This window comes from Streptomyces sp. NBC_01306 (genome assembly GCF_026340465.1).
Classification (GTDB): domain Bacteria; phylum Actinomycetota; class Actinomycetes; order Streptomycetales; family Streptomycetaceae; genus Streptomyces.
The window spans coordinates 3,495,805-3,520,554 of sequence record NZ_JAPEPC010000001.1; the positions used below are offsets into that span (position 1 = coordinate 3,495,805).

The window sequence follows — 24,750 nt, forward strand, 5'->3', positions numbered from 1 at the left end:
ACGTTCACCGATCCTCGCACGGACGCGGAGCGCCGAGCCGCCACGCAGGGGAAAAGCACTCAGGTGACTGCCGAACCGGCGCGCACCGGGCCGAACCATGGCATTGTCGGCCGCAGAACTCCCCCTTGCACCACAATGACGGATTACGCCTTTCCTGACCCGGATGCCTGATCTCGCGTGCCGCGAAGGTCCCGGACAGGCATGATTTCGAAAAGGGTGGACAGGCGAATGACAGAACGCCACCGATGAGGAGGAACCCGTGACCCGCATGGACAGCGTGCGCGCCGCGACCGGTACGGCGAAGGAGAACGTGCTGCACGCCGCGGAAGTGGTGGCGCCCTACGCCGGAACGGCCAAGGAACAGGCCACGCATTACGCCAACGAAGCTCGTGTACGGCTGGCCCCGAAGGTCTCGCTGGCAGCGCAGCAGGCCCGCACTCAGTACGACGCGCGGCTCGCACCCCACGTCGACCAGGCCCTCACTCATGTACCGCCGAAGGTCGACGCGGCGGCGCAGCGTGCGGCCAAGGCGGCCCGGCAGGCGCAGTGCCAGCTCGCACCGAGGGTGGAACAGGCCGTGGCAGCGGCCCAGCCCGTCCGCGAGGAGGCCGCGGCCCGCAGTGCGGCCGCCGTGGCGGCGCTGCGCGGTCAGGTCTCGGCGAAGCAGATCCAGAAGCTGGTCAGAAAGCAGCAGCGGTGCGCGAAGGCGAGCCGGCTGGCCAAGGGCGTCATCGTGCTCGGCGTCGTCGCCGGAGGCGCGTTCGCAGCCTGGAAGTGGTGGGACAAGCAGGCGAACCCCGACTGGCTGGTCGAGCCGCCCGCGCCCACCGAGGTCGGGGACCGGCGGCCGCCGCTCACCTCGGTCGACGGCAGCCCCGACGCACTGGACCCCGAGGTCAAGGCCAAGCAGGCCGAGGCCGAAGAGGCAGACCAGGAGCGTGACGATCCCCGGGGCTGATCCCGTGGACTGATCCGGCGGACTGGTCCGCGGGACCGATCCGCCGGGCGGCGCCGTCATCGGGCCGGCAGACGCGAAGGGCGTCAGGAGACTCAGCTCTCCTGGCGCCCTTCCATGCTGAGCAGGCCGGTGCTGAGAGGCGGCTCCGCAGTGCTCCCGCCGGTCAGTCGGGCAGCGTGGAGGCGCCCTTCTCGTACGCCTCCATGGTGCGTACGAACATCGCGCGCTCCTGTGGGGTCAGCGGTTCGAGTGCCTTCTCCCAGGCCCCGGCGCCCCGGGCCAGCCAGCCGTTGATCGCGTCGCGGGTCGCCGGGTCCTCCGTGATGGCGACGACCGTGCGCCTGCGGTCGGCGGGGTCGGAGTTCCGCTCCACGACTCCCTGGCGGCTGAGGTCGGCGACCATCAGGCTCACCGTCGTCGGGGCGACCTCAAGACGCGCGGCGAGTTCACTGACGAGGGCCGGCCCGTCGAAGACGAGGTGGGACAGGAGCGAGAGGTGCCGGGGGGCCGGATTCATCGACCGGAGCTGCTCCGGAACGGTGGTGCGCTTGATCCGCTGGGCCACCCGGGGCATCAGCACGAGCATCGCCCTGATCGCGTCGTCCCTGGTCAGGCCGGTCGCCTGTGACGTCTCCGGCTCGTGCTCCGTTGACATCCGCGCCAACCTCCTCATGGCTTTGCTTTCAAAGCAAACCTTCTCTTGGCTCGTCCACGAGACCCGACACGTGTGCCTCGGGCCGTTCACGAAGGGGATGACCCATGTCATCAGCCTCGGCCTCCCCCCAGCGCCACCGACGGGTTCAACCCGAGGCGGTGGGCGGCGTTCGTCGTCACGCTGTCCGCGACCTTCATGGACCTGGTCGACACCACCGTCATCAATGTGGCGTTACCCTCCCTGCGGCGCGAACTGCACGCGTCGAGCACCCAGTTGGAGTGGTCGATCGCCGGCTATGTGTTCGCCTTCGCCTCCGGCATGATCACCGCATCCCGCCTGGGCGACCGGTTCGGCCGGCTCCGCGTCTTCCAGCTCGGGCTGCTCGCCTTCACCATCACCTCGGCGCTGACCGGCCTCGCCGTCGATCCGGAGATGCTGATCGCCGCCCGCATCGCACAGGGCGCCTCCGCCGCCCTCATGGTGCCGCAGGTGCTGTCCATGCTCCGGGTGGAGTTCCCGCCGGGCGAGCAGTCGAAAGCCGCAGCCCCGGGGATCGAACCGGACGAAGCGGGCGGCGCCGTCCGCGCCGAACCCGACCGCGCCACGGTACGGAAGGACCCGCGCCCGGCGCTCGGACAGCGGCGGATACCCGGGCAGCGGCGCGGTGAGCCATCCCTCGCGCAGCAGTTCCGTCGAAAGCTGCGCGTAGGACTCCGCACCGTGCGGGATCAGCAGGAGGAGCCGCTGCCGTGGGACCCGGGTCAGTGCCTGCTCCAGTTCCCGGCGCAGCCCGGCCCCGCCACCGCCGGTCGACATCAGGAGCAGCGTCGCCTCCCCCATCAGCCGCAGGACCGGACCGTGCCAGTCGTCCGCGGGCATGGTGGCGCGCCACGCACCCGCGTGGTGCAGCCGGGCGCCTGGACGGCCGAAGGCGATGAGCGGGCCGATGAAACGGACGGCTCTGGCGAGTTGCTCCTCCTCACTGAGGGGGGGGCGGCCCGGGTCACCGAGCACCGTACGTACCGCGGGTGCGAGCCTGGCCCGGACGGGGTCCTCGGTGAACCCCCGCAGGTAGAGCACATACGGGCGGCCGGGCGGCTCCGTGTCCGCGGGGGCGGGCCACTCGGCGGCGCCCGGCGCGGCGTACCGCGGCGGCGAGCTAGTACATCGGGACAGGCAGCAGGAAGGAGGCGACGAGCACCGCGACTGCCCATTCACCATTCACCGTGCTGCATAAGGCGGTTGTGCAGATGCCGGGCGAGACGGAAGGCCAAGAGCGACAGCCGCAACGGTGCGCTCGCCAGCACGGCCACACCGCCCAGCAGCCACGACATCCGGGGCCCGATGACCCGTAACTGTGCTTCCTGGGCGGCCTCTTCGGCTCCTGCCCCTGCGCGGCCGGTACCGTCGTCCGCCGTCATCCCGTCAGCGTGCCGGAGCAGCGTGCCAAAGCAGCGCGCCGGAGCAGGTGGCCGGTGACAAGGAACCGCTGACAAGGGACACACGCCTTCGTCATGCTGAAGGCATGAGTGACATCGGGGATGCACTGTGGAACACCGACATCGACGCCTCTCACTACTCCAGGTCAGGGGACCGGTATCAGCTGGCGATACTCGAACAGTACAAACTCTGCGTGGAGATGGCAGACCGCGTCAGCGCCCGGCGCAACCTCACCAACACCTTCTTCCTGTCACTCAACAGTGCCGTCGTGGCCGTGGTGGCCGCGCTCTCGGGCCACGCACTGACCGGCACCTCCGTCTGGATACTGACGTCGGGGCTGCTGATCCTGTTCGCGCAGTGCGCGGCGTGGTGGATGATGGTGCGCTCGTACCGCCAGCTCAACACAGCCAAGTACGAGGTGATCGGCGCTCTGGAAGCGAGGCTGCCGGCTTTCGCCTACTCCCGGGCTGAGTGGGGAGCGCTGGGCCAGGGGCTGGACTGGCGCAGATATCTGCCGCTGACGCATGTCGAGCAGTGGGTGCCGGTCATCTTCGCGGTCTCCTACCTCATGGCCTTCGTGGCCGGTATCGCGATGTGACATGTTCATGGACTGTAGTCGCGCGAGTGCACTACGTTCGTCTCCATGCGGGGGCACAAGTTATGGCGCGGCGTGCGCGGTGGCGGGGTGGTCATCCTCCTGGGTGTCGGCGTCCTCATGGCCCTCGGTCTGAAACTGCTGTCCCTGCACCGGCAGTACGGCGGCTACTTCGATCCGCTGACGTTCGTGCGGCCCCTGGTCTACGTCGCTGTGATCGCCCTTCCCATCGCCCTCACCTGGGGGCGCTACCGGCGGACCACGCGGACGCGGATGTATCAGGAGGTACTCGGCCCGCTGGTCGGGTCCCAGGAGGAGTACTGCCTGATCCTGCGGCCGTTCGGCAGTGACGGCGAAGTCGCCCTGTCCCACGCCTGGTTCGGCGCCTCCACCATGGAACAGGCGATCGCCCGAAGCGCCCGGAAGGCTCTCGGGCTGAAGACCTACGCGCTGGTCGACCAGGACCGCAGGCTCGCGCCACCGGGGCCGGTCTGGATGCGCTCGCCCCACGACCAGTGGCAGGGGGCCGTCCGGACCCTGATCCGCCGCGCCCATTCCATCGTCCTGATCCTGCCGCCGGGACAGGGGATCCGCGATGCCCTGAAATGGGAGATCGACCAGATCACCCAGCACGGGCTCCAGACGCGGCTGGTACTGGTCCTGCCACCGGCCCAGGTGTACAGGGCGGAGTACCCGCGGGCATTCCTTGACGCCTGCGTGATCACGGCTGCTCTGGAAGGTTTCGCGGGCTCCGTCGACGACGTCAGCACCCTCCTCGTCCACCAGTTGGAGCTGACGCTCCACGAGCGGACCCAGGTGGTGAAGTACTGCCGGACGCGCCCGGGGGAGACTCCGGTGCTGCGCTGGTGGTACGTCAAGCGCAAACTGGGCCGGAAAGGCTCCGCGCGCTTCTTCCATGGAGCGCTCACCGCCGCCCTCCGCACAACCGAACAGGAACTCGCGGGCCACAGCTTCCCGGCACGCTACCCCTGGCCGCTGCCACCGTGACGCGGCCGCGGCCGAGCGGCTTACCGGACGGGGTGGCCGCGCTGGAGGGCCGGGGGGCCGGGGGCCGTCCGGGACAGGACCCGCCGCCTGCTGTCGAATACACGGGGACGGGTAGGCGTACGGACACGGGCACGGCACGGCTCGGCACGGTTAGACGTACGGGAGTGAAGCTGTGGCAGTAACGGTGATCGCGGTGACCGGGCACATGGACCTGACCGAGGACACCGTGCCCCTGGTCCGTACCGCTCTGAAGGAACTGCTCCACTCCTACACCGCGGACGGCCCACTCATCGGGGTCTCCTGCATCGCGGAGGGCTCCGACGCCCTGTTCGCCGAGGCCGTACTGGCCACCGGCGGCCGGTTGACCGTCGTCATCCCCTCCAGGGACTACCGCCGGAAAACCGTCCGTCCCGGCCATGCCGCCCTCTTCGACCGCCTCGTGGACGCGTCCGACGACGTTGTCGTCATCCCCGTGGATTCCGCCGGCCGAGCGGCCTACGCCGCCGCCAACGCACTGCTCCTGGAACGCGCCGACCGCCTCGTAGCCGTCTGGAACGGCGAACCCCCGAGCGGCAAGGGCGGCGGCACCGCCGACGTGGTCCTCGCGGCACGGGCGAGGGGAATCCCGGTGGACGTCGTCTGGCCCGACGGAGCCCGACGAAAGGGCTGAGCCGTAGCCGTACGTCCGGACGCCGACGACCACCGCAACGCCCGTATCAACGGCAACACCGCACCGGCCACACCAACAAGCAAAGCCCCTCTGACCAGCAGTTTCGCAGGTCAGAGGGGCTTTCAGGATGTGGAGCCTAGGGGAGTCGAACCCCTGACATCTGCCATGCAAAGACAGCGCTCTACCAACTGAGCTAAGGCCCCGTAACGGGTTGGTGCGAGAACAAGAGTACCGGGTCACAGGGGTGATCTCACAAAAGGATTGGGACTCCCGGTCAGTGACCACTCTCCGTAGGATGCACCAGGAGGTTCGCGGCAGCGAAGCCGCCGCCTGGGGAAGCGATGGGGAGACGCAATGGACGCAGCACAACAAGAGGCAACCGCGAGAGCGAGAGAGCTCCAGCGCAGTTGGTACGGGGAGCCGCTGGGGGCGCTCTTCCGTCGCCTCATCGATGACCTGGGCCTCAATCAAGCCCGTCTCGCGGCAGTGCTCGGGCTGTCCGCGCCCATGCTCTCCCAGCTGATGAGCGGCCAGCGCGCCAAGATCGGAAACCCGGCCGTGGTCCAGCGGGTCCAGGCACTTCAGGAGCTTTCGGGCCTGGTCGCCGACGGGAGCGTCAGCGCGGGCGAGGCAACGGATCGGATGGAAGAGATCAAGAAGTCCCAGGGCGGCTCCGTCCTCTCCACCACGGGTCAGACCACATCCACCACGGGCGCGCCGACCGTGCGCCGGGTGGTCCGTGAGATCCAGTCTCTGCTGCGCTCCGTATCGGCTGCCGGCGACATCATCGACGCGGCGAACGCCCTCGCCCCGACCCACCCCGAACTGGCAGAGTTCCTCAGGGTGTACGGCGCCGGGCGCACCGCGGAAGCGGTCTCGCACTACGAGGCACACCAGAGCTGAAGCCGGGGCGCGGCTGACTGAGCCCCGGCCGACTGCGCGCGGCTGACTGCGCGCGGCCGACTGGACGCGGCTTGCTCAGCGCGGCTGGCTGAGGCGCAGCTGACAGGGGGGCGGGTGCAGAGCATGGGTACAGCGCATGGGTGAGGTCTTCGCCGGGCGGTACGAACTGGTCGACCCGATCGGGCGCGGGGGCGTCGGAGCGGTCTGGCGTGCGTGGGACCACCGCAGGCGTCGTTATGTGGCGGCCAAGGTGCTCCAGCAGAGCGATGCACACACCCTGCTGCGCTTCGTGCGCGAACAGGCACTGCGCATAGACCACCCTCATGTGCTCGCCCCCGCCAGCTGGGCCGCGGACGACGACCAGGTGTTGTTCACCATGGAACTCGTGAGCGGAGGTTCGCTCGTCCAAGTCATCAGTGACTACGGCCCGCTGCCACCACGGTTTGTCTGTACGCTGCTCGATCAACTGCTGGCCGGGCTTGCCGCCGTCCACGCGGAAGGCGTCGTACACCGCGACATCAAGCCGGCGAACATCCTGATGGAAGCCACCGGGGCCGGACGGCCGCATCTGCGGCTGTCCGACTTCGGCATCTCGATGCGCAAGGGCGAGCCCCGCCTCACCGAGAACAACTATGTGGTGGGGACGCCCGGCTACTTCGCACCGGAGCAGATGCTGGGTGCCGAACCGGACTTCACAGCCGACCTGTTCGCGGTCGGCCTGGTCGCGCTCTATCTGCTCCAGGGCGCCCGGCCCGACTCCAGAGCCCTCGTGGAGTACTTCGCGGCCCACGGCACGCCCGGCGCACCCCAGGGCATCCCCGAGCCGCTGTGGCAGGTGCTCGCCGGACTGCTTCAGCCGGACCCCCAGGCGCGGTTCCGTACGGCGAACGGCACCCGCAAGGCGCTGGCCACGGCAGCGGAACTGCTGGCCGAACCACGCCCCGGCGAGGAGCCCGTCGAGGTCTCCGACCAGATCGGCCCACTGCCCAGCGGATTCGGCCCCGAAGGCCCTGTCCGGGAACAGAACAGCTCGTCTCACCGGCTCGGGGCTCAGCAAGCACCCGGGCCGCAGCCCGGAACCGCGCCCCAGTCCCCCGTACGGCAGACGCCAACGCAGCAAGGGATACCGGCCCACCCCCCGACCGAACAGCAGCCCGTACCCCACCAGCAGCAGCCACAGCACCCTGCGATGTCCGAAACAGGCAGCTTCCACCTGGCCCCACCTCCCGGATCGGCAGCCGCCCCAGCACCGGCACCGCCGCCCGCAGCCCACCCCGCGGTCCCGCATACGACCTCCCCCCTCCCTGGTCGGGCCCTGCACGAACAACCCCACACTGATAGGTACACCGCTCGGCCCTCGCAGGTTCCCACCCAGTCGGTGCCGGTCCCTCGCACACGTCCGGGACCGCCCCCCAAGGTGACGGTCCCGGTCCTGGTGATCGCGCTGATCTGCTTCGCCGTGGGCATCTGGGCGCTGACACAGAGCTGACCCGGAGCCGAGGGGACCGGCCCCGGGACCCACTGCCGCCCGCAGCACCGCAGGCACCGCATTGTCGAATTACCAGGCGGAAGGCGGCCCGTACTGCGGCGGGGACTGCCGTCCCGGCTGCTGGACCGGCACCGTTCCCGCGCGCCGCCTCGCGAGCAGCGACCACACGCCGAGTCCCAGTACCAGCACCGTGCCCGCACTGATCCCGGCGATCCCCACCAGCCTCATGGCGCCGTGGCCCGCGCTCTCACCGGCCGATGTTCCGTAGTGGGGCACCGCGCCCGCGTACGCCGGTGGCGGCCCCTCCGTGCCCTTGACGCTCATCCTCAGCGTCAGCCCGTACTCCTTCTCCCCGAAACTCTTCGCGACGTCCGGGCTGAGGGTGACCGCGAAATAGTAGTCACCGGCCATCCGTGCCCCGCTGACCTCGTCACGCACGCTGTACCGGTTCCGGTACGCCACCGGTGGCAGCGGGTCCGGTGCTGCCGACTTCGGCTTCCCGTCGTACAGCGTGTAGCCCGTGGAGACCGCGGACCGGACCGGGTTGTACAACTGCACGTTCAGGGCGCTGGCGACGAAGCCGCTGCCGGTGGAGCTACCGAGATCGGCGCTGGCGAAGAGCTGCTGACCCCAGCCGACCGGCACCCGGTAGAAACGGGTCTGACCGGGCTTGATCCGGTCGTCCCACACACCGGGCTTCAGCGCGGCAGCATCATTGAACCCTGTACCACCCTCGGCCCGCTGTGCCGTGCCCGCCGGCGGAGCGGGCGATGCGGACGGCCAGCTGGACGGTGCCTCCGTCGGGCCCGCCGAGCCGGACTTCAGTCCGGGCTCCGAATCGACGCGGATCTCCAGCCCCCACTCGTCCTGGGCGGAGGTGGCCTTGGTGGTCCTCTCGATCAGCACGTAGTACGGCCCTGCCGACTGGCAGAAGATGCCGTCCTTCTTGACTGTGCGTGTGGCATGAGCCGCGATCGGCCGCGGGTAGCCGGCGGAGCCGAACACCGCATCGTTGTCATTCCCGCAGGAGTTCCCCTTGAGGTCCTGGAGGGACACCTTGATGCCGTCGGCGTAGTCGACCTTCTCTTGCGGCCCGCGCCTGGGTACGGCCACGGCGGAGACATAGGCGTCGGAGGCAGCGTCCAGCTCGACCTGGTAGTAGAGCTGGCCGCCCGGTTCGATCGAGGAGCGGTAGGTCGAACCTGCCTTGAGCTGCTTCGCATCGGTGCTGGCCACAGCCCCCGCCACCGTCGTCGCATGGTGGTCGAAGGCGTACGGCCCGGGCTCACCCACAGCCGCCGCCTGCCCCGGAAAAGCCCCCACCGAGCACACCGCCGCCACTGCGGCCAGCGCGACCCGGCCCAAGCTGCGCCGCCTCTTCACCTGATTCCCCCCGTTGTCCGCCCGTCAGCCGGGCGCCGCCCCGCCCAATGACCACCCCCGAGATCACCAGCATCACGCGGGCCGCACCAGTGACCGCGGCAACGAACGCGGTCCCGGCCCATCCTGCCCGGTCCGTCATCACGTTGTCTGCGTGCACAGCTGGATGGTCCTTACCGTTCCCGTCCGGCCGTCCGGCCGTCCGTCGTCGGCCGAAGGATGTTCCACGTGAAACATCAGCGCCAGGAGCCAGCACCCGAGCCCGGGCCAGCACCTCCGCAGGAGCCAGGAGAAGGGCACCTGGCGGCGCGCCCCGCAAGGAGCCGCCACAAGGCCGAGAGAGGGCCCACCTCGGCTCACACGGCCCGCACAGCGCCCCTGATTGCGAGGGTGAACCCGAATCCGGAGTCACAGCGCGAACGTCACAGGGCCCCGGCCGCAAAAAGCGACCGGGGCCCTGCATTCAAGACGCTGTGTCTCACACACCCGAACCTGCGGGCACGGAGTCAGTCGCCTCCGTCCACAGATCCTGCTCGGCGCGATCCGCCTGGATCTGGCGGTACACGAGGAGCCCGCCAATGGCGGCCAGTGCGACCAGGAGAAGCTTCTTCACCGCGCGACCTCGTCTTTCCTTGACGTAAGGGACTTCTGGCGCCCGACTATACACACCGGCCGATACCGATCGGTGACCTAGTTCCCGTCCAACTATCGGGCCCCGTAATGCAGTCGGCCCGGACAGAAAAACTGTCCGGGCCGACGTTCGCGGTGGGGCTAACAGGATTTGAACCTGTGGCCTCATCCTTATCAGGGATGCGCTCTAACCAACTGAGCTATAGCCCCGCGCTGCCCCTGAAGATTAGCGCACTCCAGGGCCAGTCCCAAAATCGATAGCTGAGCCTCTACTCGTCCTCGGCGAGGGTCAGCTCGACACCGCCGACAAACCCGGCCGACAGGTTGTAGATGAAGGCACCCAGCGTCGCCAGTGCTGTGGCCAGCACCACATCGATCACCGCGATGACCGATGTGAACAGCAGCACCCGCGGCAGCGAGAGGAACGACTGAAGATCGAAGCCGCTGCCGTCAGTTGAGCCGGTGGCCTCGCTGATGGTCCCGCCCACTGTCGAGAAGACGCCCATGGCGTCCATGACCATCCACAGCACCGCGGCCGCCACAATGGTGCAGACGCCCAGCGCGATGGACAGCAGGAAGCTGACCTTCATCACCGACCACGGATCGGCCTTGGCCACCCGCAGCCGGGCCTTCCGCGTGCGGGGAGTCGTTCGCGCCCCGGTCCGCGGCCGGCGCACTCCTGCCTGCGTACCGCCGCCGCCCGTACGCTGACCACCCTGCGCACCGCCGGCCGACGGCGACGGGTAGGCCTGCGGCGGCTGGTACGGCTGCGACTCGTACTGCGGCTGCGCCCCACGCGTGTCCGTCACCGTTCCCCCTTGAGAGTCCGCGGCAGGGCCACGGGCACTGCGTGCTCCGGCTCCGGAAGCGGCCGCTCCGTCGCCCGTGGCTCCACTCACGTTCTACTCCTCGTGCTCCCCTGCCGAAGGCTCGGTGCCTTCGACTACCGCTTCGACCGTGTCAGCGTCGACCGAACCACTGTCGACCGCATCCGCATCGCCGTCGACCGCGTCAATCTCTTCGGCCTCTCGGCCGGCCTCGGCATTGCGAGCGATACCGACCACGGCATCGCGCTTGCCCAGGTTGATCAGTTGGACGCCCATGGTGTCACGGCCCGTCTCCCTGACTTCATTGACTCGCGTACGAATCACACCACCGCCGAGCGTGATGGCGAGGATTTCATCCGTACTCTCGACCACCAGCGCGCCGACCAGCGAGCCCCGGTCCTCCACGATCTTGGCAGCCTTGATACCCAGACCGCCGCGGCCCTGGACGCGGTACTCGTCGACGGGGGTCCGCTTGGCGTACCCGCCGTCAGTGGCAGTGAACACGAAAGTACCCGGCCTGACGACATTCATCGAGAGCAGCTCGTCGCCCTCGCGGAAACTCATGCCCTTCACACCGGATGTCGCGCGTCCCATGGGCCGCAGGGCGTCGTCCGTCGCCGTGAACCGGATCGACTGAGCCTTCCTGCTGACCAGCAGCAGATCGTCCTCGGCCGACACCAGCTCGGCGCCGATCAGCTCGTCGTCGCTGCCGTCCGGGGTCTCCCGCAGGTTGATCGCGATGACGCCGCCCGAACGAGGCGAGTCATAGTCCTTGAGCGGTGTCTTCTTCACCAGGCCACCCTTGGTGGCGAGGATCAGATACGGCGCCGCGTCGTAGTCACGGATCGCCAGGATCTGTGCGATCTGCTCGTCCGGCTGGAACGCCAGCAGGTTGGCGACGTGCTGGCCGCGCGCGTCGCGGCCCGCGTCCGGGAGTTCGTAGGCCTTAGCCCGGTACACCCGGCCCTTGTTCGTGAAGAACAGCAGCCAGTGGTGGGTCGTGGAGACGAAGAAGTGGTCGACGATGTCGTCCTGCTTCAGCTTGGTGCCCCGCACGCCCTTACCGCCGCGCTTCTGCGAGCGGTAGTCCTCGGTCTTGGTGCGCTTGACGTAACCACCGTTCGTGATGGTGACGACAATGTCCTCCTCGGCGATCAGGTCCTCGATGGACATGTCACCGTCGAAGGGCACGAGTTTCGAGCGCCGGTCGTCGCCGAACTTGTCGACGATGACCGCCAGCTCCTCGCTGACGATCTGCCGCTGGCGCTCGGGCGAGACCAGGATCGCGTTGTACTCGTTGATCTTCGCCTGGAGCTCGTTGAACTCGGCCGTGATCTTCTGGTGCTCCAGCGCGGCCAGTCGGCGCAGCTGCATCTCCAGGATCGCGTTCGCCTGAATCTCGTCGATCTCCAGCAGGCCCATCAGGCCCTCGCGCGCGACATCGACCGTCTGGCTGCGCCGGATCAGCGCGATGACCTCGTCGATCGCGTCCAGCGCCTTGAGCAGACCACGCAGAATGTGGGCGCGCTCCTCGGCCTTGCGCAACCGGAACTTGGTGCGCCGGACGATGACCTCGATCTGGTGCGTCACCCAGTGCCGGATGAACGCGTCGATCGACAGGGTGCGCGGTACACCGTCGACCAGCGCCAGCATGTTGGCGCTGAAGTTCGACTGGAGATCGGTGTGCTTGTAGAGGTTGTTCAGCACGACCTTGGCAACCGCGTCACGCTTCAGCACGACGACAAGTCGCTGCCCCGTGCGCGACGAGGTCTCGTCCCGCACGTCGGCGATCCCGCCGACCTTGCCGTCCTTCACCAGGTCGGCGATCTTCTGCGCGAGGTTGTCGGGGTTGGTCTGGTACGGAAGCTCCGTGACCACCAGGCACTGGCGGTTCTGGATCTCCTCGACCGCGACCACAGCACGCATCGTGATGGAGCCGCGCCCGGTGCGGTACGCCTCCTCGATGCCCTTGCGCCCCACAACCAGTGCGCCGGTCGGGAAGTCCGGGCCCTTGATGCGCTCCAGCAGGGCGTCCAGAAGATCCTCGTGCGAGGCCTCCGGGTTCTCCAGATACCACTGGGCTCCGGCCGCCACCTCGCGCAGGTTGTGCGGAGGAATGTTGGTGGCCATGCCGACCGCGATGCCGGCGGAGCCGTTGACCAGCAGGTTCGGGAACCTGGCCGGGAGAACCACCGGCTCCTGGTTACGGCCGTCGTAGTTGTCCTGGAGGTCGACGGTCTCCTCGTCGATGTCCCTGACCATCTCCATGGACAGGGGCATCATCTTGCACTCGGTGTACCGCATCGCGGCGGCCGGGTCGTTGCCGGGAGAGCCGAAGTTCCCGTTCGAGTCCACCAGCGGCATACGCATCGACCAGTGCTGGGCCAGCCGGACCAGGGCGTCGTAAATCGAGGAGTCGCCGTGCGGGTGGTAGGTGCCCATGACGTCACCGACGACACGGGCGCACTTGTAGAAGCCCTTCTCGGGCCGGTAGCCGCCGTCGTACATCGCGTACAGCACCCGGCGATGGACGGGCTTCAGACCGTCCCGCACGTCCGGCAGCGCACGAGACACGATGACGGACATCGCGTAGTCGAGATACGAACGCTGCATCTCCGTTTCGAGCCCCACCGGCTCGACACGCATACCGATGCCGGGGACAGCAGGCGGCTGTTCGGGCATCACAGGGGAATTCTCGTCGGCCATTGCTGGTCAAAGTCCTTTCAGTGCGGTCAGCCGAGACCGACTCAGATGTCGAGGAACCGAACGTCCTTGGCGTTGCGCTGAATGAACGAGCGCCGCGCTTCGACGTCCTCACCCATCAGCACCGAGAACAGATCGTCGGCCTGCGCCGCGTCGTCGAGCGTGACCTGGCCGAGCACACGGTGGTCCACGTCCATCGTGGTGATGCGCAGTTCCTCGGCGTTCATCTCACCGAGACCCTTGAAGCGCTGGATCGAGTCGTCCCTGACGCGCTTGCCGCTCTGCTTGCCGAGCTCGACCAGAGCGTCCCGCTCCGTGTCCGAGTACGCGTACTCGAAGTCGTCCCGACCCCACTTGATCTTGAACAGCGGCGGGCGCGACAGATACACGTGCCCGGCCTCGACCAGCGGCCGCATGAACCGGAAGAGGAACGTCAGAAGCAGCGTGTTGATGTGCTGACCGTCGACGTCGGCGTCCGCCATCAGAATGATCTTGTGATAGCGGAGCTTCTCGATGTCGAAGTCCTCGTGGACCCCGGTACCGAACGCTGAGATCAGGGCCTGGACCTCGGTGTTCTGGAGGATCTTGTCGATCCGCGCCTTCTCGACGTTCAGGATCTTGCCTCGGATCGGCAGGATCGCCTGGTACATCGGGTTACGCCCGGACTTCGCCGAACCACCGGCGGAGTCACCCTCGACGATGAAGATCTCGCACTTCGTCGGGTCGTTCGACTGGCAGTCGCTGAGCTTGCCCGGCAACGAGGCACTCTCCAGCAGGCCCTTCCGCCGGGTCAGGTCACGTGCCTTACGCGCCGCCACCCGTGCCGTCTGCGCCTGGATGGCCTTGCGGATGATGTCGACGGCCTCGTTCGGGTTCCGGTCGAACCAGTCCGTGAGGTGCTCGTAGACGACCTTCTGCACGAAGGTCTTCGCCTCCGTGTTGCCCAGCTTGGTCTTCGTCTGGCCCTCGAACTGCGGCTCGCCCAGCTTCACCGAGATGATCGCCGTCAGACCCTCGCGGATGTCCTCACCGGAGAGGTTGTCGTCCTTCTCGCGCAGCAGCTTCTTCTCGCGCGCGTACCGGTTGACCAGGCCCGTCAGAGCGGCCCGGAAGCCCTCCTCGTGGGTGCCGCCCTCATGCGTGTGGATCGTGTTCGCGAAGGAGTACACGCCCTCGCTGTACTGCGAGTTCCACTGCATCGCGATCTCGGCCGAGAGGAGGCGCTCCTTGTCCTCGGCCTCGACGTCGATCACGGTCGGGTGGATGAGCTCACCCTTGCGCGAGTTGAGGTACTTCACGAAGTCGACGATGCCGCCCTCGTAGTGGTACGTGACGGTGCGGACCTGCTCTTCCTCCGCGACCTCGCCCACCGTGTCCGCGCCCGCGGTGGCCTTCGCCGACTCGCGCTCGTCGGTCAGCGTCAGGGTGAGGCCCTTGTTGAGGAACGCCATCTCCTGGAAACGCCTCGACAGCGTCTCGAAGGAGTAGTCGGTCGTCTCGAAGATGTCCCCGTCGGCCCAGAAGGTGACGGTGGTGCCGCTCTCCTCGGTTGCCCCGTTACGGGCCAGCGGCGCCGTCGGGACACCGAGCTTGTAGTCCTGCGTCCAGCGGTAGCCGTCACGCTTGACATCCACCGCGACCTTGGCGGAGAGGGCGTTGACGACGGACACACCCACACCGTGCAGACCACCGGAGACGGCATAACCGCCGCCGCCGAACTTGCCACCGGCGTGCAGCACGGTCAGGACGACCTCGACGGCCGGCTTGTTCTCCGAGGGCACGATGTCGACCGGGATACCGCGGCCGTTGTCGACCACGCGTACCCCGCCATCGGCGAGGATCGTGACATCAATGGTGTCCGCGTGCCCGGCCAGGGCCTCGTCGACCGAGTTGTCGACGACCTCGTACACCAGATGATGGAGTCCGCGCTCACCGGTCGAGCCGATGTACATGCCGGGCCGCTTGCGGACCGCGTCCAGCCCCTCAAGGACAGTGATCGCGCTGGCGTCGTACGAGGCGGTTACCTCGCCGTGCTCACCGACAGTGGACGGGGGGATCTCATTGGGGTTGCCGGAATCGGCCACGAAGCGCCCTTTCTGGCACAGCACAGGCCTCTCCAGGGCAGGCAGGAGCGGCTGCGTCGTTCGACATGTTCCGCGAGTGGCGGGATTGTCTCTCAGTCTACCGGTAGCGCAGACATCAATGGGGGTTTGCCGGTACCTGAGTCCACATGTGCCGCCCTGAACCGGCGCCGAACGACTCCCCATATCAAGGAAGGGGCTCCAAGAGGCTCACACGGGCTTTCAGCGCCTCGGGCTGTCAACCTCCCGCTACGGTGAGGGACACCCTCCGAGTAGCGCTCCATCCTGCACAGTCCCACTGTGTGCTGTTTCACGTGAAACAGCACACATTTCGGACGAGATCACAGAGGCCGCCCGTGCGGAAACGACACCAGGGGCAGGCATCGCCGGCCTCAGCCGTACGTATCGCCCGGGCCCTTGCTCCCTGGTGCCCGCAGTGGTCCGAACCGCCGTGGCGGCCCGCCCGGGCCAAGAACCTTCAGCAGCTTCACCGTGCCATGGCCCAGATCCGCGTTCAGCCGGGCCACCAGTTGCGGCGCCAGCAGCCTCAGCTGCGTCGCCCAGGCAGTCGAATCGCACTGCACGGTCAGCACCCGGGCATCCTCGTCGTAGCGCTGGGGGACACAGTGGTTCGCGAGGTCCTCGCCCACGATCTGCGGCCAGCGGCCCATCACCCCGCCCACCGCGGCCGGTGTCTCCCAGCCACGCTCAGTGATCAGCCGGTTGATGGCGGCGCCCAGCGGCAGAGGGTCGCGCCCGTCGGCCCGCGCGCCCGAGCGCAGTCCACCGCGCTTCGCCTGCTTCTTCTGCTGCGCGGCCGCCCCCCGCGCCTTCGCCTGCTCCTTGGCCGCCCGCAACGCGACCCGTGCCAGGTCGATCCCCGAGGACTCCGGAACCTTCGCCACCTCAGGTCCGGGTGGAAGGGCGGAGCCGGAACCGCGCGGTTCCCCGCCGTCCTCGCCCGGAAGGGAGGATCCGCTCATACCCGGTCCACCGCCCCGTCCGAGACCGCGAACCGCACACCCGCCAGGACACCCGGCACATCGTCGTCCACCGCAGCCGTCACCAGCACCTGTTCCCCCGGCGCCACCAGCTCGGCAAGTCTCTCCCTGCGCCGTACGTCCAGCTCCGCGAAGACATCGTCGAGCACCAGCACCGGCTCATTGCCCTCGGTCCGCAGCAAGTCGTACGAGGCCAGCCGCAGCGCCAGCGCATACGACCAGGACTCACCGTGGCTCGCGTACCCCTTGGCCGGCAGCCTGCCGAGCTTCAGCACCAGGTCGTCACGGTGCGGACCGACCAGGGTCACCCCGCGCTCGATCTCCTGCTTACGGACCCCCACCAGCGCGGCGATCAACTGCTCGTACAGCTCGTCCTTCGACTGAGCTGCCTCGATCCCCTCACCCAGCGAGCTCCGGTACTCCAGCACAACCGGCCCGCCACCGGGCGCCACCTGCTCGTACGCCTTGTCGGCCAGCGGCTGCAACGTGGCGATCAGGTCCAGCCGCTGCGCCAGCAACTCGGCGCCCACCCGCCCCAGATGCTGGTCCCAGACGTCGAGTGTGGACATGTCCATGGACTTGCCGCCGTGTCTGCGGGCCATCGCCGCGGACTTCAGCAGCGTGTTGCGCTGTTTCAGCACCCGCTCGTAGTCGGAGCGCACACCGGCCATCCGCGGCGAACGCGCCGTGATCAGTTCATCCAGGAACCGGCGGCGCTCACCCGGATCGCCCTTGATCAGGGCCAGATCCTCGGGCGCGAAGAGCACAGTCCGGACGATCCCCAGGACATCGCGCGGCCTGACTTGCGAAGACCGGTTGATCCGGGCCCTGTTGGCCCGTCCCGGGTTGAGTTCCAGCTCGACCAGCTGAGACCGCTCGCCCTGGGTCACCGCAGCCCGGATCACCGCGCGGTCGGCCCCCATCCGCACCAGCGGCGCATCGGAGGAGACCCGGTGGCTGCCGAGCGTAGCCAGATAGCCGACCGCCTCGACGAGGTTCGTCTTGCCCTGGCCGTTGGCACCCACGAACGCAGTGACGCCCGGATCGAGAGGCACCTCGACCCGGGCGTACGAGCGGAAGTCGGCCAGCGACAGATGCGTGACGTGCATGACCGTGCGCCGACCTTCCCTGCTGCTGGCTTACTTCTTGTTCTCGACCGCGTGGCCACCGAACTGGTTACGCAGTGCGGCGATCATCTTCATCTGCGGAGAGTCGTCCTGGCGCGAGGCGAAGCGGGCGAAGAGCGACGCGGTGATCGCGGGCAGCGGCACCGCGTTGTCGATCGCGGCCTCGACCGTCCAGCGTCCTTCGCCCGAATCAGCGGCGAAACCACGGAGCTGGTCGAGGTGCTCGTCGTCGTCCAGTGCGTTGACCGCGAGGTCGAGCAGCCAGGAACGGATGACCGTGCCCTCCTGCCAGGAGCGGAAGACCTCGCGCACGTCGGTGACGGAGTCGACCTTCTCCAGGAGCTCCCAGCCCTCGGCGTACGCCTGCATCATGGCGTACTCGATGCCGTTGTGGACCATCTTGGCGAAGTGGCCGGCGCCGACCTTGCCCGCGTGGACCGAGCCGAACTCCCCTTCGGGCTTGAGCGCGTCGAAGACCGGCTGGACCTTCGCGACGTTCTCGGCGTCGCCGCCGTACATCAGCGCGTAGCCGTTCTCCAGGCCCCAGACGCCACCGGAGACACCGCAGTCGACGAAGCCGATGCCCTTGATGCCCAGCTCGACCGCGTGCTTCTCGTCGTCCGTCCAGCGCGAGTTGCCGCCGTCCACCACAACATCGCCCGGGGAGAGCAGGTCGGCCAGCTCGTCGACTGTGGACTGGGTCGCGGCACCTGCCGGAACCATGACCCACACGACGCGGGGGCCCTTGAGCTTGCCCACAAGCTCTTCCAGGCTGTGGACATCGGCTACGTCCGGGTTGCGGTCGTAACCGATGACGGTGTGACCAGCGCGGCGGATGCGCTCGCGCATGTTCCCGCCCATCTTGCCGAGGCCGACGAGACCGAGCTCCATCAGAAGATCCTTAGTGACGTGGTGGCGTTTCGTACCCGCGTCCGAGCGTACGCCGGGACACGGGTACACACCTGCGGGGTAAGCCGCTCAGACGTACGGCCTCGAACCGGCTCAGCCCGACAGCCGCACAGGCATGATCAGGTACTTGTAGGCGTCGTCCGCCTCGGCATCGAGAGCAGGCCGGCCGCTGAGCAGTGCGGGCTTGGTCGACGTCGTGAAGGAGAGCTGGGCGACGGGGGAGTCGATCGCACTGAGACCGTCCAGCAGGAAGGTCGGGTTGAAGGCGATCGAGATGTCGTCGCCGTCGAGCTTGGCGTCCACCCGCTCCACAGCCTGTGCGTCGTCGCTCGACCCGGCCTCCAGGATCAGCACACCCTGCTCGAAGCTGAGCCGCACCGGAGTGTTCCGCTCGGCGACGAGGGAGACACGCTTGACGGCCTCGACGAACGCGGGCGTCTCGATCACGGCGATCGAGTTGAACTCGGTCGGGAAGAGCGTCCGGTACTTCGGCAGGTCGCCTTCGAGAAGCCGTGTGGTCGTACGCCGGCCCGCACCCTCGAAACCGATCAGGCCCTCGCCTGCGCCGGACCCGGACAGCGCGAGCGTCACGGTGTCACCGCTGGTCAGCGACTTGGCGGTGTCCAGGAGCGTCTTGGCGGGCACCAGCGCGACCGCGGATGCCTCCGGGTCCTCCGGCTTCCACAGGAACTCACGGACCGCGAAGCGGTAGCGGTCGGTGGACGCCAGGGTGACCCGGTCACCCTCGATCTCGATCCGTACGCCGGTGAGAACGGGCAGCGTGTCGTCACGGCCCGCGGCGATGGCCACCTGGGCCGCGGCGGAGGCGAAGACCTCACCGGGGACGGTGCCCGTCGCGGTCGGCATCTGCGGCAGCGCCGGGTACTCCTCCACAGGAAGGGTGTGGAGGGTGAACCGGGAGGAGCCGCAGACCACGGTCGCCCTGACCCCGTCGGTGGAGATCTCCACCGGGCGGTTGGGGAGGGCACGGCAGATGTCGGCGAGCAGCCGGCCGGAGACGAGCACGGTGCCGTGCTCCTCGATCTCCGCGTCGACCGAGACCCGCGCCGAGACCTCGTAGTCGAAGCCGGAGAGGCTCAGCGTGCCTTCCTCGGCCTTGAGCAGCAGGCCCGCAAGAACGGGCACCGGCGGACGGGCCGGAAGGCTGCGGGCCGCCCAGGCCACCGCCTCCGCGAGTACATCGCGCTCCACCCGGATCTTCACCGGAACCGCCTCCTGCTGTTGCTCGCTCGCCCTGCTGGCCTTCGTCGTCGGCTTCTCGCCGGGGACCAGTCTGACGTACGCCGCCGACAGTCGGTGCGCGTCGGGGTCAAGTCGTGCCGAGCCGCACCAGGGGCTCCGGCGGCAAGTTGTGCACAGCGCCCACTTCGAAGCCAATTCCCCGGTAACTCCAGGGGGTAGTAGTAGTAGGTGCTGTGGAAACCGTGGATAACCGCGTTTGCGCAGCTCAGAGACGGTTTTTTGTCCACCGTGCCTGTGGGTGGAGCCGGTGGAAAAGTGCCCGGCTCTGTGGACGGCGAAAAGTTCTGCACACTCGGTACACAGGGGAGGGGGACTTCTCCCCAGCTCCGTCCCCAGCTTTACCCACCTTGCCCACAGCCCAACCAACCACCTTGGTGTGACGGCTTTCACTCGACCCGGTGACCACGGGTGTTTCGTTGCCGAACAGTGGACAAGGGTGTGGAGAAGCTGGGGACAACAGGGCCCTGCCTGTGGGCCGCCGGTGGACAACGAATGCCCGGGGCTGTGGAAGAAAAATCCGTCCACAGGCTGTGGACAGGGGTTGGCCACAAATCCACAACCGCCTGACCTGGACTGATGGAGTCTCAGGCGCTGTCCCTGTGGACACAATCTGGACAACTGATCAGTCCCCAGGGTGTGGACGGCCTATCGCCCCCAATGCTGTGGAGAACATACGCGTGCAGCCCCGTATTCGAACACCGTCGGTGCGAGGAACATGCGGAGAACGGCGGGGAACAGCGAAGGGCGCCCCCGGACTCAAGTCCCGGGGGCGCCCTTCGGAGGTTCTGGAAGCCGCTCGGTCAGCCGTTCTTGATGCGGTTGGTGAGCTCCGTGACCTGGTTGTAGATGGAACGCCGCTCGGCCATCAGCGCACGGATCTTCCGGTCCGCGTGCATCACGGTCGTGTGGTCACGGCCGCCGAACTGCGCCCCGATCTTGGGCAGTGAGAGGTCCGTGAGCTCACGGCAGAGGTACATCGCGATCTGCCGGGCCGTCACCAGCACGCGGCTGCGCGAGGATCCGCAGAGGTCCTCGATGGTCAGACCGAAGTAGTCGGCCGTCGCCGCCATGATGGCGCTCGCGGTGATCTCCGGGGCCGCGTCCTCCCCACCGGGGATCAGATCCTTCAGAACGATCTCGGTGAGCCCGAGATCCACCGGCTGGCGGTTGAGCGAGGCGAACGCCGTCACCCGGATCAGCGCCCCCTCCAGCTCGCGGATGTTGCGCGAGATACGGGAGGCGATGAACTCCAGTACCTCCGGCGGGGCGTTGAGCTGCTCCTGGACCGCCTTCTTGCGGAGGATCGCGATCCGCGTCTCCAGTTCCGGCGGCTGCACGTCGGTGGTGAGGCCCCACTCGAACCGGTTGCGCAGCCGGTCCTCCAGGGTCACCAGCTGCTTGGGCGGGCGGTCGGAGGAGAGCACGATCTGCTTGTTCGCGTTGTGCAGCGTGTTGAAGGTGTGGAAGAACTCCTCCTGCGTCGACTCCTTGCTCGCCAGAAACTGGATGTCGTCGACGAGGAGGATGTCGACATCGCGGTAGCGCTTGCGGAAGGTGTCGCCCTTGCCGTCGCGGATCGAGTTGATGAACTCGTTGGTGAACTCCTCGGAGCTCACGTAGCGCACCCGGGTTCCCGGATAGAGGCTCCGGGCGTAGTGGCCGATGGCATGGAGCAGGTGTGTCTTGCCGAGCCCGGACTCCCCGTAGATGAACAGCGGGTTGTACGCCTTGGCCGGCGCTTCGGCGACAGCGACTGCGGCCGCGTGCGCGAAGCGGTTGGACGCGCCGATGACGAACGTGTCGAAGAGGTACTTGGGGTTCAGCCGTGCCTGCGGCTCCCCCGGGCCGGGCGCCGGAGCGGGCTGGGCGGCCAGCGGCCCGGGAGCTCCGCTGGGGGCGGGCAGGTGACGCTGTGAGGACTGCGGGTCGCGGAGGTCGTGGCGCTCGGGCCGCTGCTGCTCGTACTGCTGGCGGTCCGGCTGCTGCCTGTAGTCGTGCTGTGACTGGGAGCGCGGACCGGTGTAGGGGTCCCGCTCCTGGAAGCCGCCGAGCCTGGGCTGCTGCCAGGAGAGGTCCTCCTGGGTGCGCGGCCAGGCTCCCGGGTCGGGCCGCTGTTGCTGGTAGTCCGGGTATGCGGGCCGGGCCGTCGGCATACCGTCGTCCGACGGGCGGTGGCCGTATCCGTCATACGTGTCGCTGTGCCGGGGCTCGTCGTGCTGCGGGTGCTGGTAGCGGGGCTGCTGTTGCTGCTGGGACTGCTGCATCGGCGGGGCCGGCGGGGAGGGATCACCGATGGTGTCGTCCACCGTGATGGCGATCCGGATCGGGCGGCCGCATTCGTGACTCAGCGTCTCGCTGATGAGGGGGGCCAGCCGTCCTTCGAGGACCCGCTTGCCCCATTCATTGGGGACGGCGAGAAGAGCGGTGTCCGCCACGAGAGCCAGAGGCTGGCAGCGCTCGATCCACTGCTTGTCCTTCGGCTCGATATTTTGCTGGCCCTCGCCGAGGAGACGTTCGAGGACTCGTGGCCACACTGCGGCAAGATCGGCAGGTACGTCAGCCACAGGGCACGCTCTCTCGCAGGTCCCACGAATGTGTGGTTCTCGGGACGGGGGGTGAAGACAGGCAGGAAAAAGACTTGGGAGTTCCGCCAAGGTAGTCAGGGCGACCCGCACGGTTCAAGTTGTTGTCCACAGCCTGTGCACAGTGGGGCCAGCCTAAGGGCCGGTTTGACCGGATGGCGTAGCCGCGCGTACCGTGACCAGGTCGAGTTGTCGATGGCTGCTGCCGCCTGCCTCCGATGGGCAATGATCACGATCTGTGGTCGTGAAGCGGTGCACACGGGCGTATTCGCGAGCTACTCGTGGGCGCACGGTGACAGCCAGGCGATGTCCCGCCATCACCCGATTCATTTCTGGAGCCCCCGAGTGAGCAAGCGCACCTTCCAGCCGAACAACCGTCGTCGCGCGAAGACCCACGGTTTCCGTCTCCGTATGCGTACGCGCGCCGGTCGCGCCATTCTGGCGACCCGCCGTGGCAAGGGTCGCTCCCGCCTGTCCGCCTGATCTCGTACAGGTCATGACGTGCTGCCTACCGAGAATCGGCTGAGGCGGCGCGAGGACTTCGCAGCCGCAGTACGACGAGGGCGCCGAGCCGGTCGCCCGTTGCTCGTCGTCCATCTACGCAGCGGTACAACGGACCCGCATGTGCCTGGGGAGAGCACTCCCCCGACACGTGCGGGTTTCGTCGTGAGCAAGGCAGTGGGCGGAGCGGTCGTCCGCACCGCCGTGAAGCGGAAGCTTCGCCATCTGGTGCGCGATCGGCTCCCCCAGCTGCCCCCCGGTAGCCTGGTTGTCGTACGGGCGCTGCCCGGCGCGGGCACCGCCGACCATGCACAGCTGGCCCGAGACCTGGACGCCGCCCTGGCGCGGCTACTGGGAGGGGGCGCGCGATGAAATACCCGCTGCTGGCGCTCATCAAGTTGTACCAGTGGACGATCAGCCCGCTTCTGGGGCCTGTCTGCAGGTACTACCCGTCGTGTTCCCACTACGGATATACGGCTATCGACCGGCACGGTGCGGTGAAGGGAACGGCACTGACGGCCTGGCGCATCCTGCGATGCAACCCCTGGTCGCCGGGTGGCGTGGACCACGTTCCGCCGCGCAAACGTCCGCGTTGGCACGAACTGCTGCGCAATGCGTGGCGGACAAGCAAGGGCGGGCACTCCGGCCAGGAGACCGGCCCGGCCGCAGAGACCTCGCCCAATGCTCAAGGAGCCTGATTAGTGGACACGATTGCCAGTCTGTTCAGTTTTATCACCACCCCAGTTTCGTGGGTCATCGTCCAGTTCCACTCGCTGTACGGAGCCATCTTCGGCCCTGACACCGGCTGGGCCTGGGGCCTGTCCATCGTGTCCCTGGTGGTTCTGATCCGGATCTGCCTGATCCCGCTCTTCGTGAAGCAGATCAAGTCGACCCGTGGCATGCAGGCGCTCCAGCCGAAGATGAAGGCGATCCAGGAGCGCTACAAGAGCGACAAGCAGCGTCAGTCCGAAGAGATGATGAAGCTGTACAAGGAGACGGGTACCAACCCGCTCTCCTCGTGCCTGCCGATCATCGCGCAGTCGCCGTTCTTCTTTGCGCTGTACCACGTGCTTTCTGCCATCGCCAATGGGCAGACGAAGGGGTACATCGACAAGCCGCTCCTGGAGAGCGCGCAGAAGGCGCACATCTTCGGTGCCCCGCTGGCCGCGAAGTTCTTGGACAGCTCGGACAAGGTGGCGGCGCTCGGCGCCTCGCTGACCGACGTCCGGATCGTCACCGCGGTCATGATCGTCATGATGTCGGCGTCGCAGTTCTACACGCAGCGCCAGCTGATGACGAAGAACGTCGACATGTCCGTCAAGACGCCGTTCATGCAGCAGCAGAAGATGCTGATGTACGTCTTCCCGGTGATGTTCGCCGTGATGGGCGTCAACTTCCCCGTCGGTGTCCTCGTGTACTGGCTCACCACCAACGTGTGGACCATGGGACAGCAGATGTTCGTGATCCACCGGAACCCGACGCCGGGCAGCCAGGCACAGTCCGGCCTGCTGGAGCGGATGCAGAAGCACCTGGTCGCGCACGGTGCGACGCGGACGCGTCACCAGCGCAACATCATCAAGGGCATCGCGTCCAAGGAGACGAAGGACCGGAACGACGCCGAGCGTAAGTTCATCACCACGCTGAGCAAGGCCGGCCTCGTGGCCCAGGCCGATGGCACGGTGGAGAAGAGTGACGCGGCCGTGGCTGCCGAGGCCGAAGGCATCACCCTGGCTGAGGCCGCGCCGAAGCGTCAGCAGCCCAAGCGCCAGACCAAGGCGAAGCGCCAGACGGGTGCTGCCCCGGCAGGCCAGGCGCAGACCGGTGGGGCGAAGGCCTCGGAGAAGCCCGCCGACGCCAAGACGGCCGATGCTCCCTCCGAGAAGACCTCGCTGGACAAGGACGAGCCGAAGGCTGAATCCGAGCCGGACTCCAAGCCCGCTTCTCGTAATGCACGCCAAGCCAAGTCCGGGCAGCGCAAGGGCCAGCAGCGCCCCAAGCACCCGTCCAAGAAGTAAGAAGGAGTCCATC

Annotated in this window: 22 protein-coding genes, 2 tRNA genes and 1 pseudogene; 11 read left to right on the forward strand and 14 right to left on the reverse strand. The window is 67.7% G+C overall.

Translation table 11 applies throughout. From position 1 onward, the window contains the following. The first annotated feature begins 259 nt into the window (after positions 1–259). Positions 260–958 (forward strand): DUF5324 family protein, encoded by a 699-nt coding sequence (locus OG385_RS15235; RefSeq protein ID WP_266855210.1) that lies wholly within the window; start codon positions 260–262, stop codon positions 956–958. A 163-nt stretch (positions 959–1,121) separates the two neighbouring features. Here OG385_RS15235 and OG385_RS15240 read toward each other — a convergent pair whose 3' ends face one another. After that, a complete protein-coding gene (locus OG385_RS15240; protein ID WP_266855211.1) occupies positions 1,122–1,613 on the reverse strand; it encodes a MarR family winged helix-turn-helix transcriptional regulator in 492 nt (163 codons plus the stop codon). A 195-nt stretch (positions 1,614–1,808) separates the two neighbouring features. Here OG385_RS15240 and OG385_RS37465 point away from each other — a divergent pair. After that, a pseudogene (locus tag OG385_RS37465) lies at positions 1,809–2,096 on the forward strand (MFS transporter); the annotation flags it as partial. A 731-nt stretch (positions 2,097–2,827) separates the two neighbouring features. Here the strand turns inward: OG385_RS37465 and OG385_RS15250 are convergent. Beyond that, positions 2,828–3,034, reverse strand: coding sequence for a hypothetical protein (locus tag OG385_RS15250; protein ID WP_266855213.1), 207 nt, complete (start codon positions 3,032–3,034; stop codon positions 2,828–2,830). Positions 3,035–3,138: 104 nt separating this feature from the next. Here OG385_RS15250 and OG385_RS15255 point away from each other — a divergent pair, with 104 nt between their 5' ends. The 3 genes from OG385_RS15255 to OG385_RS15265 all read left to right on the forward strand — a co-directional run bounded on the left by OG385_RS15255 (position 3,139) and on the right by OG385_RS15265 (position 5,326). Next, a complete protein-coding gene (locus tag OG385_RS15255; RefSeq protein WP_266855214.1) occupies positions 3,139–3,651 on the forward strand; it encodes a hypothetical protein in 513 nt (170 codons plus the stop codon). A 45-nt stretch (positions 3,652–3,696) separates the two neighbouring features. Continuing rightward, positions 3,697–4,656 (forward strand): hypothetical protein, encoded by a 960-nt coding sequence (locus tag OG385_RS15260; RefSeq protein WP_266855215.1) that lies wholly within the window; start codon positions 3,697–3,699, stop codon positions 4,654–4,656. Between the two features lie 205 nt (positions 4,657–4,861). Further along, positions 4,862–5,326, forward strand: coding sequence for a hypothetical protein (locus OG385_RS15265; RefSeq protein ID WP_266860878.1), 465 nt, complete (start codon positions 4,862–4,864; stop codon positions 5,324–5,326). Between the two features lie 130 nt (positions 5,327–5,456). Here OG385_RS15265 and OG385_RS15270 read toward each other — a convergent pair. Then, positions 5,457–5,529: transfer RNA gene (locus OG385_RS15270), tRNA-Ala, on the reverse strand. Between the two features lie 151 nt (positions 5,530–5,680). Here OG385_RS15270 and OG385_RS15275 point away from each other — a divergent pair. Together OG385_RS15275 and OG385_RS15280 are read left to right on the forward strand one after the other, a co-directional pair. Beyond that, positions 5,681–6,229, forward strand: a complete 549-nt coding sequence (locus tag OG385_RS15275; protein ID WP_266855216.1) for a DNA-binding protein — start codon at positions 5,681–5,683, stop codon at positions 6,227–6,229. A 136-nt stretch (positions 6,230–6,365) separates the two neighbouring features. Next, positions 6,366–7,718, forward strand: coding sequence for a serine/threonine-protein kinase (locus tag OG385_RS15280; RefSeq protein ID WP_266855217.1), 1,353 nt, complete (start codon positions 6,366–6,368; stop codon positions 7,716–7,718). Positions 7,719–7,787: 69 nt separating this feature from the next. Here OG385_RS15280 and OG385_RS15285 read toward each other — a convergent pair whose 3' ends face one another. The 11 genes from OG385_RS15285 to dnaA form a co-directional block, all read right to left on the reverse strand. Next, the gene (locus OG385_RS15285; protein ID WP_323183765.1) at positions 7,788–9,011 is read right to left on the reverse strand and encodes a hypothetical protein; all 1,224 of its coding nucleotides are present in this window, start codon (positions 9,009–9,011) and stop codon (positions 7,788–7,790) included. Between the two features lie 565 nt (positions 9,012–9,576). Beyond that, positions 9,577–9,711, reverse strand: coding sequence for a DLW-39 family protein (locus OG385_RS15290; RefSeq protein WP_003958712.1), 135 nt, complete (start codon positions 9,709–9,711; stop codon positions 9,577–9,579). Between the two features lie 153 nt (positions 9,712–9,864). Continuing rightward, a tRNA-Ile gene (locus OG385_RS15295) sits at positions 9,865–9,938 on the reverse strand. A 59-nt stretch (positions 9,939–9,997) separates the two neighbouring features. Beyond that, positions 9,998–10,537, reverse strand: coding sequence for a DUF3566 domain-containing protein (locus OG385_RS15300; RefSeq protein WP_266855219.1), 540 nt, complete (start codon positions 10,535–10,537; stop codon positions 9,998–10,000). Positions 10,538–10,630: 93 nt separating this feature from the next. Continuing rightward, a complete protein-coding gene (gene gyrA / locus OG385_RS15305; RefSeq protein WP_266855220.1) occupies positions 10,631–13,261 on the reverse strand; it encodes a DNA gyrase subunit A in 2,631 nt (876 codons plus the stop codon). A 41-nt stretch (positions 13,262–13,302) separates the two neighbouring features. Beyond that, on the reverse strand, positions 13,303–15,366 hold the full coding sequence (gyrB, locus tag OG385_RS15310; protein WP_323183766.1) for a DNA topoisomerase (ATP-hydrolyzing) subunit B: 2,064 nt from the start codon (positions 15,364–15,366) through the stop codon (positions 13,303–13,305). A 365-nt stretch (positions 15,367–15,731) separates the two neighbouring features. Next, positions 15,732–16,322, reverse strand: a complete 591-nt coding sequence (locus tag OG385_RS15315) for a DUF721 domain-containing protein (RefSeq protein ID WP_266855221.1) — start codon at positions 16,320–16,322, stop codon at positions 15,732–15,734. Next, the gene (recF, locus tag OG385_RS15320; RefSeq protein WP_266855222.1) at positions 16,319–17,449 is read right to left on the reverse strand and encodes a DNA replication/repair protein RecF; all 1,131 of its coding nucleotides are present in this window, start codon (positions 17,447–17,449) and stop codon (positions 16,319–16,321) included. The genes OG385_RS15315 and recF overlap by 4 nt, the downstream gene beginning before the upstream one ends. 30 nt (positions 17,450–17,479) lie before the next feature. Beyond that, positions 17,480–18,358 (reverse strand): phosphogluconate dehydrogenase (NAD(+)-dependent, decarboxylating), encoded by an 879-nt coding sequence (gene gnd / locus OG385_RS15325; protein WP_266855223.1) that lies wholly within the window; start codon positions 18,356–18,358, stop codon positions 17,480–17,482. Positions 18,359–18,469: 111 nt separating this feature from the next. Next, positions 18,470–19,600 (reverse strand): DNA polymerase III subunit beta, encoded by a 1,131-nt coding sequence (dnaN, locus tag OG385_RS15330; RefSeq protein ID WP_266855224.1) that lies wholly within the window; start codon positions 19,598–19,600, stop codon positions 18,470–18,472. Between the two features lie 839 nt (positions 19,601–20,439). Beyond that, a complete protein-coding gene (dnaA, locus tag OG385_RS15335) occupies positions 20,440–22,203 on the reverse strand; it encodes a chromosomal replication initiator protein DnaA (RefSeq protein ID WP_323183767.1) in 1,764 nt (587 codons plus the stop codon). 363 nt (positions 22,204–22,566) lie between these two features. Here dnaA and rpmH point away from each other — a divergent pair, with 363 nt between their 5' ends. From rpmH to yidC, 4 genes are read left to right on the forward strand one after another with little or no spacing between them, the layout of a single operon-like run. Continuing rightward, the gene (gene rpmH, locus OG385_RS15340) at positions 22,567–22,704 is read left to right on the forward strand and encodes a 50S ribosomal protein L34 (protein ID WP_030990579.1); all 138 of its coding nucleotides are present in this window, start codon (positions 22,567–22,569) and stop codon (positions 22,702–22,704) included. 18 nt (positions 22,705–22,722) lie between these two features. Beyond that, positions 22,723–23,094 (forward strand): ribonuclease P protein component, encoded by a 372-nt coding sequence (rnpA, locus tag OG385_RS15345; protein WP_164258230.1) that lies wholly within the window; start codon positions 22,723–22,725, stop codon positions 23,092–23,094. Further along, complete coding sequence (yidD, locus tag OG385_RS15350; protein ID WP_250302354.1) at positions 23,091–23,420, forward strand: membrane protein insertion efficiency factor YidD; 330 nt, start codon at positions 23,091–23,093, stop codon at positions 23,418–23,420. The genes rnpA and yidD overlap by 4 nt, the downstream gene beginning before the upstream one ends. A 3-nt stretch (positions 23,421–23,423) precedes the next feature. Further along, positions 23,424–24,737, forward strand: coding sequence for a membrane protein insertase YidC (yidC, locus tag OG385_RS15355; protein WP_266855225.1), 1,314 nt, complete (start codon positions 23,424–23,426; stop codon positions 24,735–24,737). Positions 24,738–24,750: the final 13 nt, after the last annotated feature.

Excerpts from the sequence above, each read along its gene's own strand:
- OG385_RS15240 (WP_266855211.1), bottom strand. The coding sequence starts at position 1,613 with ATGTCAACGGAGCACGAGCCGGAGACGTCACAGGCGACCGGCCTGACC.
- OG385_RS15250 (WP_266855213.1), bottom strand. The coding sequence starts at position 3,034 with ATGACGGCGGACGACGGTACCGGCCGCGCAGGGGCAGGAGCCGAAGAG.
- OG385_RS15255 (WP_266855214.1), top strand. The coding sequence starts at position 3,139 with ATGAGTGACATCGGGGATGCACTGTGGAACACCGACATCGACGCCTCT.
- OG385_RS15260 (WP_266855215.1), top strand. The coding sequence starts at position 3,697 with ATGCGGGGGCACAAGTTATGGCGCGGCGTGCGCGGTGGCGGGGTGGTC.
- OG385_RS15265 (WP_266860878.1), top strand. The coding sequence starts at position 4,862 with ATGGACCTGACCGAGGACACCGTGCCCCTGGTCCGTACCGCTCTGAAG.
- OG385_RS15275 (WP_266855216.1), top strand. The coding sequence starts at position 5,681 with ATGGACGCAGCACAACAAGAGGCAACCGCGAGAGCGAGAGAGCTCCAG.
- OG385_RS15280 (WP_266855217.1), top strand. The coding sequence starts at position 6,366 with ATGGGTGAGGTCTTCGCCGGGCGGTACGAACTGGTCGACCCGATCGGG.
- gyrA (WP_266855220.1), bottom strand. The coding sequence starts at position 13,261 with ATGGCCGACGAGAATTCCCCTGTGATGCCCGAACAGCCGCCTGCTGTC.
- OG385_RS15315 (WP_266855221.1), bottom strand. The coding sequence starts at position 16,322 with ATGAGCGGATCCTCCCTTCCGGGCGAGGACGGCGGGGAACCGCGCGGT.
- recF (WP_266855222.1), bottom strand. The coding sequence starts at position 17,449 with ATGCACGTCACGCATCTGTCGCTGGCCGACTTCCGCTCGTACGCCCGG.
- gnd (WP_266855223.1), bottom strand. The coding sequence starts at position 18,358 with ATGGAGCTCGGTCTCGTCGGCCTCGGCAAGATGGGCGGGAACATGCGC.
- yidD (WP_250302354.1), top strand. The coding sequence starts at position 23,091 with ATGAAATACCCGCTGCTGGCGCTCATCAAGTTGTACCAGTGGACGATC.